Raw genomic sequence first — 15,817 nt, 5'->3', positions numbered from 1 at the left:
CGTTAGCCCTGAAAACGGGCGCTGTACTCTCCCGGCGTCAGGCCAAACTGACGCCGGAAGACGCGACAAAAATAGTCGCTATCCGGAAAGCCGCAACGCTGCGCCACTTCATGAATCGACAGATGATATTTCTGCAAAATCATCCTCGCCTTCGCCATTCGCACCCAACGCACATATTCGATAAAACGCATCGTCCCATGCTGCGCAAACAGTTTTGACAAATGATTGGGCGTGATATTAAAAAACAGCGCCACGCTCTCGCGGGTGAGCGGCTGGGCGTAGTTATCCTGAACCCAGTTACAAATGCTGTGATAGAGAAAATCGCCGCGAGGTTGCGAATTGCCCGGCGGCATATTCACCACGTTGCGGCAAAGATGCAGCAAACTTAACACCAGTGGCTGAATGATATTCTGCTCCAGCGGCGAACGGCTGAGATGGGTGAGGGCGGTGAGCATTGCTTCACCTTCACCGCGTTGCAGACTGGGAAGCTGGATCCGGCGAACCGGATGCAACAATGACGTGCTGCGGCTATCGTAATACGATAACCCAAGCCAGGTCGGTGCGAACACCAGGCTTAAGAGCATCACCGGTTTGTTGTTGACCGGTAAATTAGCCGCGCGCGCCGGAATAAACAGCATTTCCCCTTCCACCATACGCTGCTGCTTTGCTTCCAGCAGATTGCCGTATTCGCCGCGCAGCACGATATCCAGACGGGGAAAGTCAATACATAAACTACCCACCGGCAACGAGGCAGGCTGGCTGGCAAACCAGACGCGCCCAAGTAGTTGCGGGTTAAGCACCAGGCCGCTGAACAGATCGGCGAAAAATTGTTGATCGGCGGGCAAGCCTGTTGCTTTCATGAATATTCCTGATTACAGATGCATTAACTGCCTGAATTCTTTAACTTTGCTGCGGCTGACTGGCACTTCAAAATCCAGATCTTTTAGCCGCAGAATATAAGTGTTATTAAACCACGGTTCGATTTCGCGGATTTTGTTCAGATTGACACAAAACGAGCGATGGCAGCGGAAAAAATGCGATGGAGGCAGCTTGCTGCAAAACTCGGTAATGTTCATCGGCATTACGTAGGATTCACGCCGCGTATAGACAAAGGTCATTTTTTCGTGCGCTTCGGCGTAATAGATATCATTAATTGGCGTAACGATAATTCGCTCATCTTTCACCAGATTAATGGTGTCATTCTCACGCGTTACCGTTGTGGCAGGCGTACTGCTGGTTTGCTGTTGCTGCCAGGCCGCTTCCAGTTTTTGCAGCATCCCGGTGATGCGTGATTCCTGATACGGTTTGAGAATGTAGTCAAACGCCTCCAGTTCAAACGCTTCTACCGCATGTTCTTTCCACGCGGTGATAAACACAATAAACGGTTTATGGGCAAACTGGCTGATGTTTTGCGCCAGCAGCACGCCATCCAGCGACGGAATATTGATATCCAGAAAAATGGCGTCGACGCGGTTATGCTGCAAAAACTTCAACACGTCCAGACCGTCGTCAAAGGTGCCGACAATCTCCATCTGGCTGTGCTCTTTAATTAGCCAGCTCAGTTCCTGTTGTGCCAGGAATTCGTCTTCAACAATGATGACTTTCACAATATCACTCCGGCTCAAAGCAATAACGTAGCCTGTGAGGCGACAGGGGTGCGTTGGTTAGGAATGTAAAACGCGATTTCCGTCCCAGGCTCCAGACGACGAATATGCAGCCCCTCACCATATAACAACTTCACGCGATGATGCACATTCAGCAGGCCAATTTTATTGCCCGGCATTTCGTTCGCTTCGACCCGCTCAATCACTTTCGGATCGATGCCGTGCCCGGTATCTCTCACCGCAATACGAACCCGATTACCGCACTCCGCAACGCTGATGGTGACAACACCTTTTCCCTTACAAGGTTGAATACCGTGAACAATGGCGTTTTCTACCAGCGGCTGGATCAGCAGGCTGGGAATGCAGCAATTCACCTCTTCATCAATATCATAGATAACCGTCAGCTTGTCGCCAAAGCGGGCCTGCTCAATGGCAATATAGTCTTTAATTTGATACAGCTCTTTTTTGATATCGATTTGCTCATCGTCTTTTAATTCAATGTTATAGCGCAGATAACGCGACAGATTAAAGATCAGCTGGCGAGCGGTATCCGGATTCAGGCGAATTGATGAGGAGATTGCGTTCAGAGCGTTAAACAGGAAATGGGGATTAATTTTGCTTTGCAGGGCGCGAAGCTCTGCCTTATTTGCCATTTCGCGTAATTGCTCGGCGCGAGAAACCTCCAGTTGTGTGGAGATAATTTGCGACAGCCCGACCGCCATCTCCTGTAATGACGATGTAATCTGGTGCGCGTGGCAGTAGTAAATTTTGAGCGTACCGGTCACAACGCCTTTCTCCCACAATGGGATCACCAGCATGGAATGAATCTCTGGTGTGCGATGGGCTTCATCATTGTTTTTAATGATGATTTTTCCGTAATTCATCGCCTGGCGGGTTGTCGGGCTAATAAAGTCATCACCATTCTGATAATTATGTTCACCCACGCCAACATACGCCAGCACATGATCGGTATTGGTGATTGCTACCGCATCGGCGTGAATATCATCGCGGATAATTTCGCAGACTTTACGTAATGATTCGCTATTGACATGGCGAAACAGCGGCAGCGTTTTGTTGGCGATATCCAGCGCCAGCTTGGCCTGCCGCGCGGCGCTGGCCTCCTTTTCGCCCTCAACGCTTTGCACCAGCAGCACAATAAAGCCGATACAGACGCTGCCAAGGATCATCGGGATACCGATTTTAGAGACGATATCGATCCCCAGTTCGGTGGTCGGCGCCCAGACAATCACCAGAATCATGGTCAACGTTTCACACAACATACCGCCGAGAATACCGACACGCCAACGCTGCGCTTTGGGGATTTTTAGGTTGATCCAGCCCGATATACATCCCGCCAGAATACTGGTGATAAAGCAGGGGATCGCCGTCACGCCGCCGATATCAATAAGATAGCGGTGAATCCCGGCTATCACGCCGGTAATGATCCCCACCCACGGACCAAATAAAATCCCGCCTGACATCACCGCAATAATACGCACGTTAACCAGTGAGCCTTCCACCGGCACGCCGGACCAGGTGCTGAACAGGGCGAACAGCGAGAAAATGGCGGTAACTGCGAGCAGCTCTTTCGGTGAGTGCGCCGACTTGTGCAACAACTCGCGAAACAGGCGGATACGAATAAGGAAGAACAGGCAGATAAGCATTAACGCTGCCCGATCGAAGACCGCCAGCAGCATGTTGAATATTTCGTGCACGGGTAACTCTGGATAAGGATTAAACCTCTATGATAGGTAACCTGAAGGCTGATGACCAGCAGGCCATTTTTTGAGGAAAAACCACAATTTTAAAAGGGGATTATAAGGTAAATGGTGCATTGCCAATGCATCTCTTATTAATACACACTCAGAAGGTAAATTTATTGAAATTATAATGTTAATTAATGTGGGTTTGATTTTCTTAAAAGAAAGTAAGGATTTCCCGTTTTATTACAGATGTTCCTCTTTTTTGGTAGAAAAAAATTTTTGCTAAAACGCTCGACAGACAGAAATTAATCAGGCTATTTTCAAAACAGCCACCATCGTGGCAGCGTCGCTCGGACGGTCCGGGCGCTAACGTTTATCTGAGGAAATTATGGCTGACACTCGCCCTGAACGTCGCTTTACGCGTATTGATCGTCTCCCGCCCTACGTTTTTAACATTACCGCTGAACTGAAAATGGCTGCGCGTCGGCGTGGCGAAGATATTATCGATTTCAGTATGGGCAATCCGGACGGCGCGACCCCGCCGCATATCGTCGAAAAACTCTGTACCGTGGCGCAGCGCCCGGACACACACGGCTATTCCACTTCACGCGGCATTCCGCGCTTACGTCGCGCCATTTCCCGCTGGTATCAGGATCGCTACGATGTCGAGATTGATCCGGAATCAGAAGCCATCGTCACCATTGGCTCGAAAGAGGGGCTGGCGCATCTGATGCTGGCGACGCTGGATCACGGCGACACGGTGCTGGTGCCGAATCCAAGTTATCCGATTCATATCTACGGCGCTGTGATTGCCGGTGCGCAGGTACGTTCAGTGCCGCTGGTGGAGGGTGTCGATTTCTTCAATGAACTGGAACGCGCTATTCGCGAAAGCTATCCGAAACCGAAGATGATGATCCTCGGCTTCCCGTCGAACCCAACAGCGCAATGTGTGGAACTGGAGTTCTTCGAAAAAGTGGTGGCGCTGGCGAAACGCTACGATGTGCTGGTGGTCCACGACCTGGCCTATGCTGATATCGTCTACGATGGCTGGAAAGCGCCGTCAATCATGCAGGTGCCGGGCGCACGTGACGTGGCGGTTGAGTTCTTTACCTTGTCGAAAAGTTACAACATGGCAGGCTGGCGTATCGGCTTTATGGTTGGTAACAAAACGCTGGTCAGTGCGCTGGCGCGTATCAAAAGTTATCACGATTACGGCACCTTTACACCGTTACAGGTGGCTGCAATTGCCGCGCTGGAAGGCGATCAACAGTGCGTGCGCGATATTGCCGAACAGTATAAGCGCCGCCGCGATGTGCTGGTAAAAGGGCTGCATGAAGCGGGCTGGATGGTCGAAATGCCGAAAGCTTCGATGTATGTCTGGGCGAAAATCCCTGAACCGTATGCGGCAATGGGCTCGCTGGAGTTTGCCAAAAAGCTGCTTAACGAAGCGAAGGTCTGTGTCTCGCCGGGGATTGGCTTTGGTGACTACGGCGACACGCATGTACGCTTTGCGTTGATTGAAAACCGTGACCGTATTCGTCAGGCAGTCAGAGGCATCAAAGCGATGTTCCGAGCCGATGGTTTACTTCCAGCCAGCAGTAAACATATTCACGAAAACACGGAATAAACACCTTCGCCAGAAACGCAAACAGGAGCCAGATGGCTCCTGTTTTTCATTGCACAGTTTGCTTTTAGATCATCAGGGCAAAAGTACCGGCCCAAACGATGACCATAAAAGAAATGCCCATAAAGAAATATTTCACTTTACATCTCTCCGCGTAATTACTGTTACGCCTGAATGACTTCATTACATCTGATACAGTGAGTTGACACCGGGAAAACGACCTTAACAGGGCTCTGTTTTGCCGTGGGCATCACCCCAGAATTCTGAGCTGATTTGCTCGAGACGGCGCTAATGTACGCCTAAAACTAAATTGAAACAAGTGGCATTTTCTTATTTACTTTTAGTAACTTACAAGTGTCTCATATCGGCGACAGTTTAATTTCTGTCAGTAATAATTCATAATTCAGCGAAGGGAAAAGCCTTAAGAAAAAAGCCATAAAAACCATTGGGTTATTATGGCTAATTTGAGGAGGGAAGAAGCGTTGGTCGTTTGTTAAACGTATAACGATGCTTCACCCACCGGACGCGTTTTGAAGCGGCGGTGGATCCAGAGATACTGCTCCGGTGCGCGCATAATCTCTTTCTCAATAATCTTGTTCATATAAGCCGCAGCCTGACCTTCATCAGTCGGGTAGCCTTCCATTTCTGGGGTGATATACAAACGGTATCCGCTGTAATCGGCTTTTCGTACCATCGTCACAGTTAACATGGCGGAACCTGAGAGGCGTGACAACACGTAAGTGCCATTGGTCGTCGCAACATTTTCTACCGCAAAGAACGGAGCGAAGGAGCTTCCTTTACGACCATAATCCTGGTCGGGAGCGAACCATACGGCTTCACCTTTTTTCAAAGCACCAACAATACCGCGCAGATTATTCCTGCCGATCATCGCTTTATTTGAGCGCATCCGACCACGGGTCTGCACCCATTCCATCAATTGATTATTATGCGGACGATAAGTTGCCATCATTGGCTGGCAAAGCCCCATTACGCGGCCACCCAGTTCCAGAGACATAAAATGTACGCCGACGACCATTACGCCGCGATTTTGCATTTGTGCGCGTTGCAGGTTATCCAGACCTTCAACATCAAACCATTTACGCACGCGACGATCGGGCCAGAACCACGCCATGCCGGTTTCTACCAGCGCCATGCCGAGTGAACGAAAGTTTTCGGCAATCATCTTCTCGCGTTCTTCAGATGAATGCTGCGGGAAGCAAAGTTCAAGGTTTTTACGGGCGATGAATTCGCGACGTTTCAGAAATGGTCTGGCCATCGTGCCGATACGTGTGCCAAGAAAGCACAAGACAGGATAAGGAAGTTGTACCCAAAGCCAGAGTACGCCCAGACCAAACCACGTGAGCCAGTAGCGAGGATGGAGAAACTCGCGGGAAAATTTGCGCTGTGGAAACATAGTTACCTTCTGTAGATACGAATTGTTGTATCGCAGAAGATTCCATGTCGACAGCGGTACACTCAATAATATTAGGCCATCATGTACGACAATGGTTCCTGTAAAGAGTGTAAAGACTAGTCAGGACAAAACCACGAGGAGCATGAATGCGGTACTTCCATTTTATCATCAGCCGATTGTTTTCAGCTACTGATTATTAATCACTCAAGTAAATATTTTTCAGGAGCGAATAGCCCTATTTTTTAACATCTTGTTTTTATTAGAACCTGGCAAAAATTGCCAGTGATTAAGAATTGTCTTACTATTAAATTACCTGAAGTAACAGGTTTTTTAGCGCGGCAGGAGGTTGAGCTATGATTTATTTATGGATGTTTCTCGCCCTGTGTATTGTTTGTGTCAGCGGATATATTGGCCAGGTACTAAATGTAGTATCTGCCGTCTCTTCATTTTTCGGCATGGTGATCCTCGCCGCCCTCATTTATTACTTCACTATGTGGTTAACTGGCGGTAACGAGCTGGTAACGGGGATATTTATGTTTATTGCCCCGGCTTGTGGCTTGATGATCCGCTTTATGGTGGGGTATGGAAGGCGGTAGTGAGGGGGAAATTTTTTATGACAGGTGTTCAGAGCACCAACTGAAGAGATTGTTCACCTGTGACCATCCATTTCGTGAATATATAATGCCACTTTAGAGCAATTGGCTGGACATGACCGTTATTGTTGAGTTGGTGGCTGTTTTTACGTCATTTCCGATAAAAGGCCTTTGCATAGAATTGTGTACAAACACGAAAAAAAGAGTGTGTTAGAAATTCTGGGGCATTTCAGGAAGTTGCAATCAGAAAGGAATGGCGTATGTACCTGTCCTTCGATTTTGATAAAACCCTTAGGTGCTTCAGTCCGGATCTAACGGATGAAGACGGCATTTTAGATCATTTAATCAAACAGTTAACCTCTGCTGCATTGACTGAGGAATTTGGCTCTCATCTGGTTCAGTAGTTGGAACCCAGGTCTAAAAACGGTTCCAGTAAAAAGATTATTAAAGCCACAACGGGCAGTTTCGAATGGACTGCGTCACGCGACTCTAATCGCTCGGTTGACTCCCAATTAGTGAAAAAGCGCCAGATCACGTTCCCCGATAAGATCGAACGGATGATCATTCTCTTGTTGTGCTTGGGGTACACTGGAGGATCTCTACAGTGAGATTGAAGATTTATATGCTTTCAGCGTGCTCGCTATGACCATCATCACCGTGACAAATAAGACCATTTCTGAGTTAAACCAGTGGCAACAACGTCTACTGGAAAAGTTCTATCGTCTGACTGGATGCCATTCAATATAAAATACAGGAAGATGACCGTTATCAGGACAAAGCAGTTAAGACGATACAACAGCTGAATCTGGAAAGTAAAAAGAAGTTCTGAGTCTGTATCTGCTTAAAAAAGAATGGCTAGTTTCTGGTCATTTGTATTAAGTGACCAGCAAAATTAAAGCCCCTGCTTCGGGGCATAAATCATGCAATACTTTAGTGGCAGTGAATTTCGCTAATTAAGTTTGTTGGAACAATCATAACCCAGTTTGCTGGTTTGATTTGTATGGCTGAATTTGCGTTATCAATTTTTTCAGCGTGACATATTGAATAATAAAAATGATCATTTAAAAAAATGTTTTTCTTTGCCATTTCACCTTCTGATATTATGTCTGCATTCACAATATAAATACACAATAACACCCCGGAAATAAAATAAGATAAATAACTGATTGGCTTTGAGAAATTACATTGAGATAAACATGCTATGAACAATAAGATAGAGAGAAAGTTTGTTCCTACAAAATATCTATCGGGAAATGTAGTTTGATAGTTATTCAGGAGATCGCTGAGGCCGATTCTACCAAAAACAGTCGTAACAAGACAGATAAAGAGTGCGATCGCTAAAGTCAGTAAATGCTTTTTTATTGTTGAATCTTTAGTTTTGTAAATAATTGTTGTGCAAAAAATAATATATACAAATGAAAGGATTATCGATATTGAATCATTTAATTTTTCGTACCACGGAAATATAAATGGATAAAGGAGTAGCCGAGCCGTTACCATTTCAATAATATTATTAGGATTATAGCCATAGTCACCAAGTCCGCCAGAGCCGTTGAGTCGCGGAAGTATAAATAAAGCTAATATGAGCATGGATATTGTTAAAGGCAGCATATCTTTAATTAAAATATACTTTTCTCTAACATTCAAAAATTTAAAGGAATAATAAAATCCTACAATTATAAATACGACTGGGTTTGTTGCGGCGGTTAACCAGATCATTATGTCGATAATTATTTTAGACAATTTTTTATTGACGTACTCTCTCTGTATAATAAGAGCACTCGCTATAGCTGGCATATAAAAACCAATTTGTAGCAAATGACCGATATTTTCATATTGAGAATGACCTAAAGGCAACAAGAGAGTTGTGAAATATACTAAAATAGCAAATAATGGATTGGATATTTTAATAATCAAATGGAAAGCCATAACGGCCATTAGGCTATAAAAAAGATATGATACTACAGCTATAGATTGCGGAAGAAGTAATAATGGACTCCCGCTTATAATACTGCTGATTGATGTTGATACAAACAAAAAGAAAATATTAAAGAATACAAAATAATCTTCTCTGGCATTAATGAAGGTTTCTAGCCAACCATGACTCAACGCATTAGCAACCCAGACACCATCTTCCGCATAAATCCAGGGGGTGATTATCGGAGTCGTATAACGCATAGCCAAAATTATCATGCCAAAAATTGTTAAAATAATATAACTGCTGATATTTATATTTCTCATTTCCCTTTTTCCTGATTATAAAATCCCAAACACGCTTTAAATAAGACAATCAGTACGGAAAAGTTTCCCTTTATTCCATTTATTTTTGTAGGTACTTCACCTTTAGGATAACGACGAATGGTTGGAATTTCTAAGCAACGATAACCAAGTTGTGGGACTCGGTATGAAAGATATGCCAGTAGTTCATAAGATGAGAAAATATCACGGAACGGTGCAACACGCTCGTCAAGCAGCATTTTTCTACTATACCCCCTAAATCCTTGAGTAGTATCTGTCCATTTAAATCCTGAAAAGAAACTAATCATAGGCGCGTGGATAAAACGTATTGCAATATCTCGGGTGAGAGGGGTATTTTCTGCTACACCTCCAACAAGGAAACGAGATGCCTGGACGAAATGCACCCCATCTTTTAGAGCTGTGATAAATTGTGGAATAGCCACAGGATCATCTTTGTCATTTCCATCAATAGTCACAATGCCTTCATAACCTTGCTCAAGAGCAAAAGCATAGGCACATCTTAGCTGTGCGCTTAGCTTACCTGGTGCTTTTTTAAGTATTAAACCGCGAACGCCTTTTTCCTGTAGGATATTGGGATTCAGAGAACCATCGGTGCTGCCACCATCAATAATAATTATATCCGCATAAGTTGATACATTTATGGCAGCCATTCTTGCTAATAGGTTATGTATACGATTGCCTTCGTTAATTACGGGGATAACGACACAATAATTGTGTTTTTTACCAAGCCACATTTGGTTTTCATAGGCAGGGACTTGCCATTTGGCGCGAAGTGTTTGAGATATAGATTCAGTCATAATGTTTACTTAACTTTAAGGGTAATAAGGGCGACACCACTCATCACCAACAGAATTCCAGTAACGGTAGACCAGTAAACTGGTTCTCGGAAAATAACGACAGAGAATAATGCGACACAGGCAATTGCACCAGAGGTCAGTATTGGGTGTGCTACATTCAAAGGTAAAAATGCCAGTGTAACAGCATATAACAAAAAGGCAATTCCATATAGAAATATTCCTAACCATAATGGCCAATTTGCAAGCGCAGCAAGAGGTTCAGCCAGACTTGGGAGCCTTCTGGGAGGGGTTATTGCTAATTTTATAAGAACACTGGCCGAGGCATTAGAAAATATGCCAAGAATCAAAATGAGCCACTTCATGCTATTCCCTCTTTCTACTGACGATAATGAGAAATTGCGAAATCAAGAGCATCCTCAATAGAGGAAAGCGAATGTTTATTTTGGGGGGCGAGCATTTCAATTGTTGCAATTGAGTTCGGTAATGCGTGATAGAGAGCATTAGCAATATGTGTATGATTCGCACCGCTATAGCCTAAAGGAGCCAGATCTGGTTCACTGAGATGAATGTGACCTATAATGTCAGCGTTTTGCTGAAGGATATCATTAATATTTTCTTTGTTAATTATGATGGCACCAGTATCCAGCTGCATTTTAATTGCTGGGTGATTTACTTGCCGAACAACAAAAGCAGTTTCAGCACTGTTAATCATAAAATTTGCCCCGTAACAGACTGGGTTTGGTTCAAGGCAAAAATAAACGCCTTCTTGCTGCGCAATATCACCAAGATGATTAAAGAAATTTATTGCAATTTCAAGAGTGATACTATCAGATAATCCTTTTCGGTCGCGGTTTTTAGGTGATCCAAACACTAATGCTGGAATTCCTAAACCGGCAGCAATACGACTGATAGCCTGTAAGTGAACCAACATTCTTTTTTGTACTTCGTTGGTTGAAAAAAGATTTAACCCTTGGGTTCCAAATAATAGTGATTGCATACCAACTAATGAAATTCCATTATCATGCCAGTAATTACGAACGGCAAATATTTCGTGTTCACTTGCGTCTAACGGATTGGAGAAGTATTTTCCAGGGACAATATCTATTGCATCAATCTGTCTGGAATGTAGTAGGTGACAGATAGAATCATCATTAGTTATATTCCAGGCTATACCTGAGAGTGAAAGTCTCATTTTAATTACTGCCTATTTCAGATTGTGCATAAGCGCGTATTGCCATCAATGATTCACGACGGTTATACTGATAGTCATGGTCGTTAGTAAATAGGTGACTATGGCAACTTTTCATATCGTAATATCCAGGTTTATCCTGAATGTGATTGCAAAACTCGAAGCCAAAGCTATGTTGTGCTATATCAGCGACGCTTATGGGTGCCGCAGTCAAATGTACCAGCGATAATTTATGTTGTAGCGCAATGTTAATGTCATACCACAAGTTTATCATCGGGTAAAATTGAAAAACACTACGACTTTCAATTTGAAAAATATTATTTTTATGCAAAAAATCATAGATAATGTTTTTTTTGAGACCTGGCCCAACGAGGCCTGGTAATCGTACAATTAGATTGTCAGGGAATTGTTTGCTCACAAATTGTTCTAAATAATATCTGTGTGCACCATAAGCATGTAATCCTTCTGTTTCGATTGATGTAGTCTCATCAACATTAACTGGATCTTTAAAGACATCTACAGTACTAATCAAAATAAATTTTTGACAAGATATGTTTTTTAATTTTTCAATTAGGTTATTGATTTTTTTTATGTCGTCGGCTGGGTCTTTATTTGCAAGCCACTTTTGTGCAGGGGCACCGGCACAAACTACAGTATCAAATGTTTTCCCAACAATTTCGCCGATGTTGGTTGAGCGATATTGTGCATCGAAACGACGTTGTCTTAATAAAGTTGTACCGACAAAACCGGAATATCCAATCAATGCGTCCATTCTTCCCCCCTAGTCTGTGGTGTTAAACCATCACGACCAGTTTGTACATAATTAGACTCTAGTGGCAGAGAAGTGTGCATAACATTAAACCTATCGGTATTAACCATGACTTCACTTGTTCGTTCATAAACCACTGCATATTCTGCCTGTGAGTTGCTTTCATCCAGCAGGCGCCCCAAATACTCGCCAAAAAAAGCCATCATGACGAACTGAATTATAAATAGTGAAGTTACAACTAATATAGACGTTGTCCAGCCCTCAACAATAAGCCCACTGAACAGATGGATCAACACGCTATAACACGCAAATAGAAAACCCGCAAGACTTCCGCCGAAACCGAGAATAGACATCCAACGTAGCGGCTTAGTGGAGTTAAATATTACCAAGTGCATCAATCGATGCAATGATGTTACTACCCCGGCGCCCTCTGATTGTTTTAGCGGTTTGTAGATGAGGGCTTCGGCTGGATAGCCGGTTTTGTGAATACGAAGATAGAATTGATGGTGAAATCGACCGATTCGAGTAACGGCATTTACAGCGCGACGGCTTAAACAACGTAACCCCGTTGAATTAGAAGGAATCTCATAATCTATGGTGCGCAATGCAACATTCATGAGTCGACGAAGTATCCGATAACGTAGTGAACGAACGCTATTCGAGACACCAATTACGACATCGGCACCTTCACGACATTTGTTAACACTTTGAGGTACGACTTCTACCGGATCGGCCAGTGGATTCCATAAAACAACAAAATCACCAATAGCACTTTCTAATCCAGCCGCTAACGCAACATCATGAAATACGGGAGTGGATAGCTGGATTATTCGTACACAAGGAATATCCTTCAACACTCGATCTTCTACCTGTGCACTCGTACTGTCTAACCCCGGTGCTATCACGACTAATTCGTAATCACTGTATAGCGTATCCAGAAGTGAGGCAAGTTTAGATAAAGAAGCATAGATATAATTCAAGTGGTCTGGAATGACAATAACGACTGATACAAAAGATTCACTTTTCATTTTTATCAACTCAACTCGATCACGCGTTCTATTTCATGTAGAGCATCATAAATATTGTCAATTTTCCCACCCATCACGCAGTGAAGCCCCTTCAATATATAATTCGGGCGAAATAAAATTGGGCGAGAATCATCGCTATCACTTCGTGGAAGGATTGTTTTTACTTCCCAGATTGAGCTTTGATATTGGCATTCACTCAAACAAGGAATATAACGCGTGGCATCTCTTATCATATGCCCCCAAGCCGAATGCCGTTCATTTAGTTCATACTTTCTATATGCATCCTCATAAGGTTTATTTGGTCTGTCATTCCATTGGTAATGGGGTGTGTATCGAACATGGCTGAAGGAATGTAGTTGAGCTGGTGGGAATGGCATAACAGAAAAAAATGGGCCGCACATTAGTGTTAGCCCCATTTTTTTTAGCTCATCTGGAACAGTTACAAGGCACATTTCCGTCATTTCATGACGAAGGGGTATTAATGTAAGCTCAGAACCATTCAAGAGATAATTAATTCTTGAATAAGTACAATTGAAAAGATGATCAACATAGCTAATATCTGGTTGTCCAGATATTGTTGTGATTACCTCTAACCCTTCACCAGATTTGCTAACTTTTTCAACAACCGCGTCCGTTACAATAGTAACTTTTGCTGCTGAAAGCCGTTGTTGCATTGTATTACGCAGCTTATGGGAATCAAATGCATACTCACAGGTAGTAAACACCGCATCGATAAGTACAGGATTAATCAAACGTTTCACTGACGGAGGAGCATCTTCACATTCAACACCTATACGTTGACAAAATCGGCTAAATTGTGCACCTGTTATTTTACTCAACGCACCTGCAACAAGGTAATATTTGGCAAAATCATCTTCAATGCAGTCGCGAAATTCTGTAACAAAACGAGGGAAAGAGATACGAGAGCGTAACGCTGTCAAGATGCTGCGTGGATAATGATAGCCATTGTGCACTCGAGCCTGATTAACATAGGATGCACGGGACATGAGTTCCTGACTTTTCTCATAAACTGTAACTTTATAACCCTTCAATGCAAGTTGTTCTGCCAGATACAAACCAAAAAAACCGCCTCCTGCGATTGCAATATTTTTACTCCCCATAATCGTAATCTCCGAATAATACGTTAAAACTAGAAGTATTAATATTAATAAGTATTAACATTGATAAGTATTAATATTGATAGGTATTAATATTGATAAGTATTAATGTGGTAAATTTGGGCGTGTAAAAACTTAACCGAAATTATATTTTTAGATTGTCCTTAATATTGGGATAATACTTAATTCGTGAGATGAATGAAAGTCTATTGTGAATTTTTAGTGGTTTATTGAATTTGTTCAGCTGAACAGTGGTGATTGTAGTGGTCAACAAAAACTGGCCATGATTTTAGATTTTTTCTGGTATCTATTTCCCGACTGTCAGGATTTTCTCCTTGCCGTCAATCTTGTAGCGAATCTGCCATACCTTTTTCCCGGATACAGGGACATAAATGTACAGACCATTACCATCGAGAAGGCGGTATGGTTTTTCTTTCGGCTTTGCTGCTTCAATCTGCTTAACGGTGAGCATGGGTAAAAATCCGGTGGGTAAAATTATTTTATCCACTTTTACCCGTCATGGAGTGCGGCTGTTAACAATCTTATGCGAACCATGACGAACAGTGGATGCGCGGGCATCTTGATATTCAAAGGGATTTTGCGGACTGGTACAGATGATGGGAGCGAACTGATAAATGGTGTCCCCTGCAGGAATCGAACCTGCAATTAGCCCTTAGGAGGGGCTCGTTATATCCATTTAACTAAGAGGACAATGCGGCATGAGTATAACCGCTATTAAACAGCGGAGTAAGTACACTGCCGCTCGATTGCTTAAACCCTCGCCACTTATAGCGGATTTTTATCATTTTTCTTAATGATTTCCGCATGTTCTGCTTTCTGGCGTGCCTCTTCTTTACGCTTGTTACTCATATCGTTACGGATTTGCGCATGGCTCATTAATGCGAAGATGAAGGTGCCGCCGCAGATGTTTCCCGCCAGAGTAGGTAGCGCGAATGGCCAGATGAAATCGCTCCAGTGCAGCGTGCCGTTAAAGACCAGATAGAGGATCTCTACTGAACCGACGACGATGTGGGTAGTGTCGCCCAGCGCGATAAGCCACGTCATCAATATAATTACTACAATCTTTGCCGCTCCCGCCGCAGGGAACATCCATACCATTGTGGCTATAAGCCAGCCGGAGATGATCGCGTTGGCAAACATCTCGCTGGGGGTGTTCTTCATCACATCCATGCCGATTTTGACAAACGCATCGCGGGTTTCTTCATTAAAGATAGGCATATACTCAAACGCCCACGCCGCAATACCTGTTCCGAGAATATTACCCAGCAGCACGACGCCCCATAACCGCATCAGTAAGCCGATGTTGCCCATGGTCGGTTTTTGCATCACTGGTAGTACCGCCGTTACGGTATTCTCAGTAAATAATTGCTGGCGGGCCATAATGACGATAATAAAACCAAAGGTATAACCCAGATTCTCCAGCAAAAAACTCCCCGGTACGCCTTTCAGTTCGACATGAAATATCCCTTTTGCCAGTAACGAAGCGCCCATCGACAGACCCGCCGCAATGGCTGACCACAGTAGCGCCATCGCGTCGCGCTCCAGCTCTTTTTCGCCGTCCTGACGGATATGTTCGTGAATAGCCATCGCTCTGGAGGGGAGCCGGTCTTCATCTATTTCTATTTTTTTTCCACGCTCTTTTTCTTCGCTCTCTACTTCAAGTTCGTCGCTGTGTTTATCTATTTTGTCATTGTCCAT

At 43.8% G+C, this 15,817-nt stretch carries 15 protein-coding genes, 1 tRNA gene and 1 pseudogene; 2 read left to right on the top strand and 15 right to left on the bottom strand.

All coding sequences use genetic code 11. From position 1 onward, the window contains the following. Positions 1–2: 2 nt before the first annotated feature. From RGV86_RS06070 to ypdA, 3 genes are read right to left on the bottom strand one after another with little or no spacing between them, the layout of a single operon-like run. Positions 3–860, bottom strand: a complete 858-nt coding sequence (locus RGV86_RS06070; RefSeq protein ID WP_032225842.1) for an AraC family transcriptional regulator — start codon at positions 858–860, stop codon at positions 3–5. Positions 861–872: 12 nt separating this feature from the next. Next, a complete protein-coding gene (ypdB, locus tag RGV86_RS06065; protein WP_001298580.1) occupies positions 873–1,607 on the bottom strand; it encodes a two-component system response regulator YpdB in 735 nt (244 codons plus the stop codon). 14 nt (positions 1,608–1,621) lie between these two features. Further along, the gene (gene ypdA / locus RGV86_RS06060) at positions 1,622–3,319 is read right to left on the bottom strand and encodes a two-component system sensor histidine kinase YpdA (RefSeq protein ID WP_000544384.1); all 1,698 of its coding nucleotides are present in this window, start codon (positions 3,317–3,319) and stop codon (positions 1,622–1,624) included. A gap of 376 nt (positions 3,320–3,695) precedes the next feature. Here ypdA and alaC point away from each other — a divergent pair, with 376 nt between their 5' ends. Continuing rightward, positions 3,696–4,934 (top strand): alanine transaminase, encoded by a 1,239-nt coding sequence (gene alaC / locus RGV86_RS06055; RefSeq protein WP_000785936.1) that lies wholly within the window; start codon positions 3,696–3,698, stop codon positions 4,932–4,934. Positions 4,935–4,998: 64 nt separating this feature from the next. On the opposite strand, the gene ypdK is transcribed toward alaC, so the two are convergent. Both ypdK and lpxP read right to left on the bottom strand, forming a co-directional pair. Next, positions 4,999–5,070 carry a membrane protein YpdK gene (gene ypdK, locus RGV86_RS06050; protein ID WP_010723117.1) on the bottom strand — a complete coding sequence of 24 codons (72 nt, stop codon included), beginning with the start codon at positions 5,068–5,070 and terminating at the stop codon, positions 4,999–5,001. Positions 5,071–5,424: 354 nt separating this feature from the next. Continuing rightward, on the bottom strand, positions 5,425–6,345 hold the full coding sequence (gene lpxP, locus RGV86_RS06045; protein ID WP_085460994.1) for a kdo(2)-lipid IV(A) palmitoleoyltransferase: 921 nt from the start codon (positions 6,343–6,345) through the stop codon (positions 5,425–5,427). A 353-nt stretch (positions 6,346–6,698) separates the two neighbouring features. Here lpxP and RGV86_RS06040 point away from each other — a divergent pair, with 353 nt between their 5' ends. Then, positions 6,699–6,941, top strand: a complete 243-nt coding sequence (locus RGV86_RS06040) for a YfdY family protein (protein WP_000639882.1) — start codon at positions 6,699–6,701, stop codon at positions 6,939–6,941. Positions 6,942–7,868: 927 nt separating this feature from the next. On the opposite strand, the gene RGV86_RS06035 is transcribed toward RGV86_RS06040, so the two are convergent. From RGV86_RS06035 to RGV86_RS05990, 10 genes and pseudogenes are all read right to left on the bottom strand, one after another. Continuing rightward, on the bottom strand, positions 7,869–9,179 hold the full coding sequence (locus RGV86_RS06035; RefSeq protein WP_085460993.1) for a hypothetical protein: 1,311 nt from the start codon (positions 9,177–9,179) through the stop codon (positions 7,869–7,871). After that, on the bottom strand, positions 9,176–9,994 hold the full coding sequence (locus RGV86_RS06030) for a glycosyltransferase family 2 protein (protein WP_024212546.1): 819 nt from the start codon (positions 9,992–9,994) through the stop codon (positions 9,176–9,178). The genes RGV86_RS06035 and RGV86_RS06030 overlap by 4 nt, the downstream gene beginning before the upstream one ends. A gap of 5 nt (positions 9,995–9,999) precedes the next feature. Further along, positions 10,000–10,356 carry a DMT family transporter gene (locus RGV86_RS06025; RefSeq protein WP_000871577.1) on the bottom strand — a complete coding sequence of 119 codons (357 nt, stop codon included), beginning with the start codon at positions 10,354–10,356 and terminating at the stop codon, positions 10,000–10,002. Between the two features lie 14 nt (positions 10,357–10,370). Then, positions 10,371–11,186, bottom strand: a complete 816-nt coding sequence (locus RGV86_RS06020; protein ID WP_085460992.1) for a sugar phosphate isomerase/epimerase family protein — start codon at positions 11,184–11,186, stop codon at positions 10,371–10,373. Position 11,187: 1 nt separating this feature from the next. Continuing rightward, entirely contained in the window at positions 11,188–11,955 is a 768-nt protein-coding gene (locus tag RGV86_RS06015; protein WP_085460991.1) for a Rossmann-fold NAD(P)-binding domain-containing protein, read from the bottom strand. Further along, entirely contained in the window at positions 11,943–12,980 is a 1,038-nt protein-coding gene (locus tag RGV86_RS06010) for a glycosyltransferase family protein (protein ID WP_085460990.1), read from the bottom strand. The genes RGV86_RS06015 and RGV86_RS06010 overlap by 13 nt, the downstream gene beginning before the upstream one ends. A 5-nt stretch (positions 12,981–12,985) precedes the next feature. Next, positions 12,986–14,101, bottom strand: a complete 1,116-nt coding sequence (locus tag RGV86_RS06005; RefSeq protein ID WP_085460989.1) for an FAD-dependent oxidoreductase — start codon at positions 14,099–14,101, stop codon at positions 12,986–12,988. 307 nt (positions 14,102–14,408) lie between these two features. Then, a pseudogene (locus tag RGV86_RS06000) lies at positions 14,409–14,570 on the bottom strand (Arm DNA-binding domain-containing protein); the annotation flags it as partial. A gap of 164 nt (positions 14,571–14,734) precedes the next feature. Continuing rightward, a tRNA-Arg gene (locus RGV86_RS05995) sits at positions 14,735–14,809 on the bottom strand. Positions 14,810–14,884: 75 nt separating this feature from the next. After that, the gene (locus tag RGV86_RS05990; protein WP_085460988.1) at positions 14,885–15,817 is read right to left on the bottom strand and encodes a formate/nitrite transporter family protein; all 933 of its coding nucleotides are present in this window, start codon (positions 15,815–15,817) and stop codon (positions 14,885–14,887) included.

Origin of the sequence: Escherichia ruysiae, from assembly GCF_031323975.1 — a bacterium.
GTDB classification, from domain to species: domain Bacteria; phylum Pseudomonadota; class Gammaproteobacteria; order Enterobacterales; family Enterobacteriaceae; genus Escherichia; species Escherichia ruysiae.
Note: the sequence above shows the minus strand (reverse complement) of the source record. Positions and strands in the feature narration are given on the sequence as shown.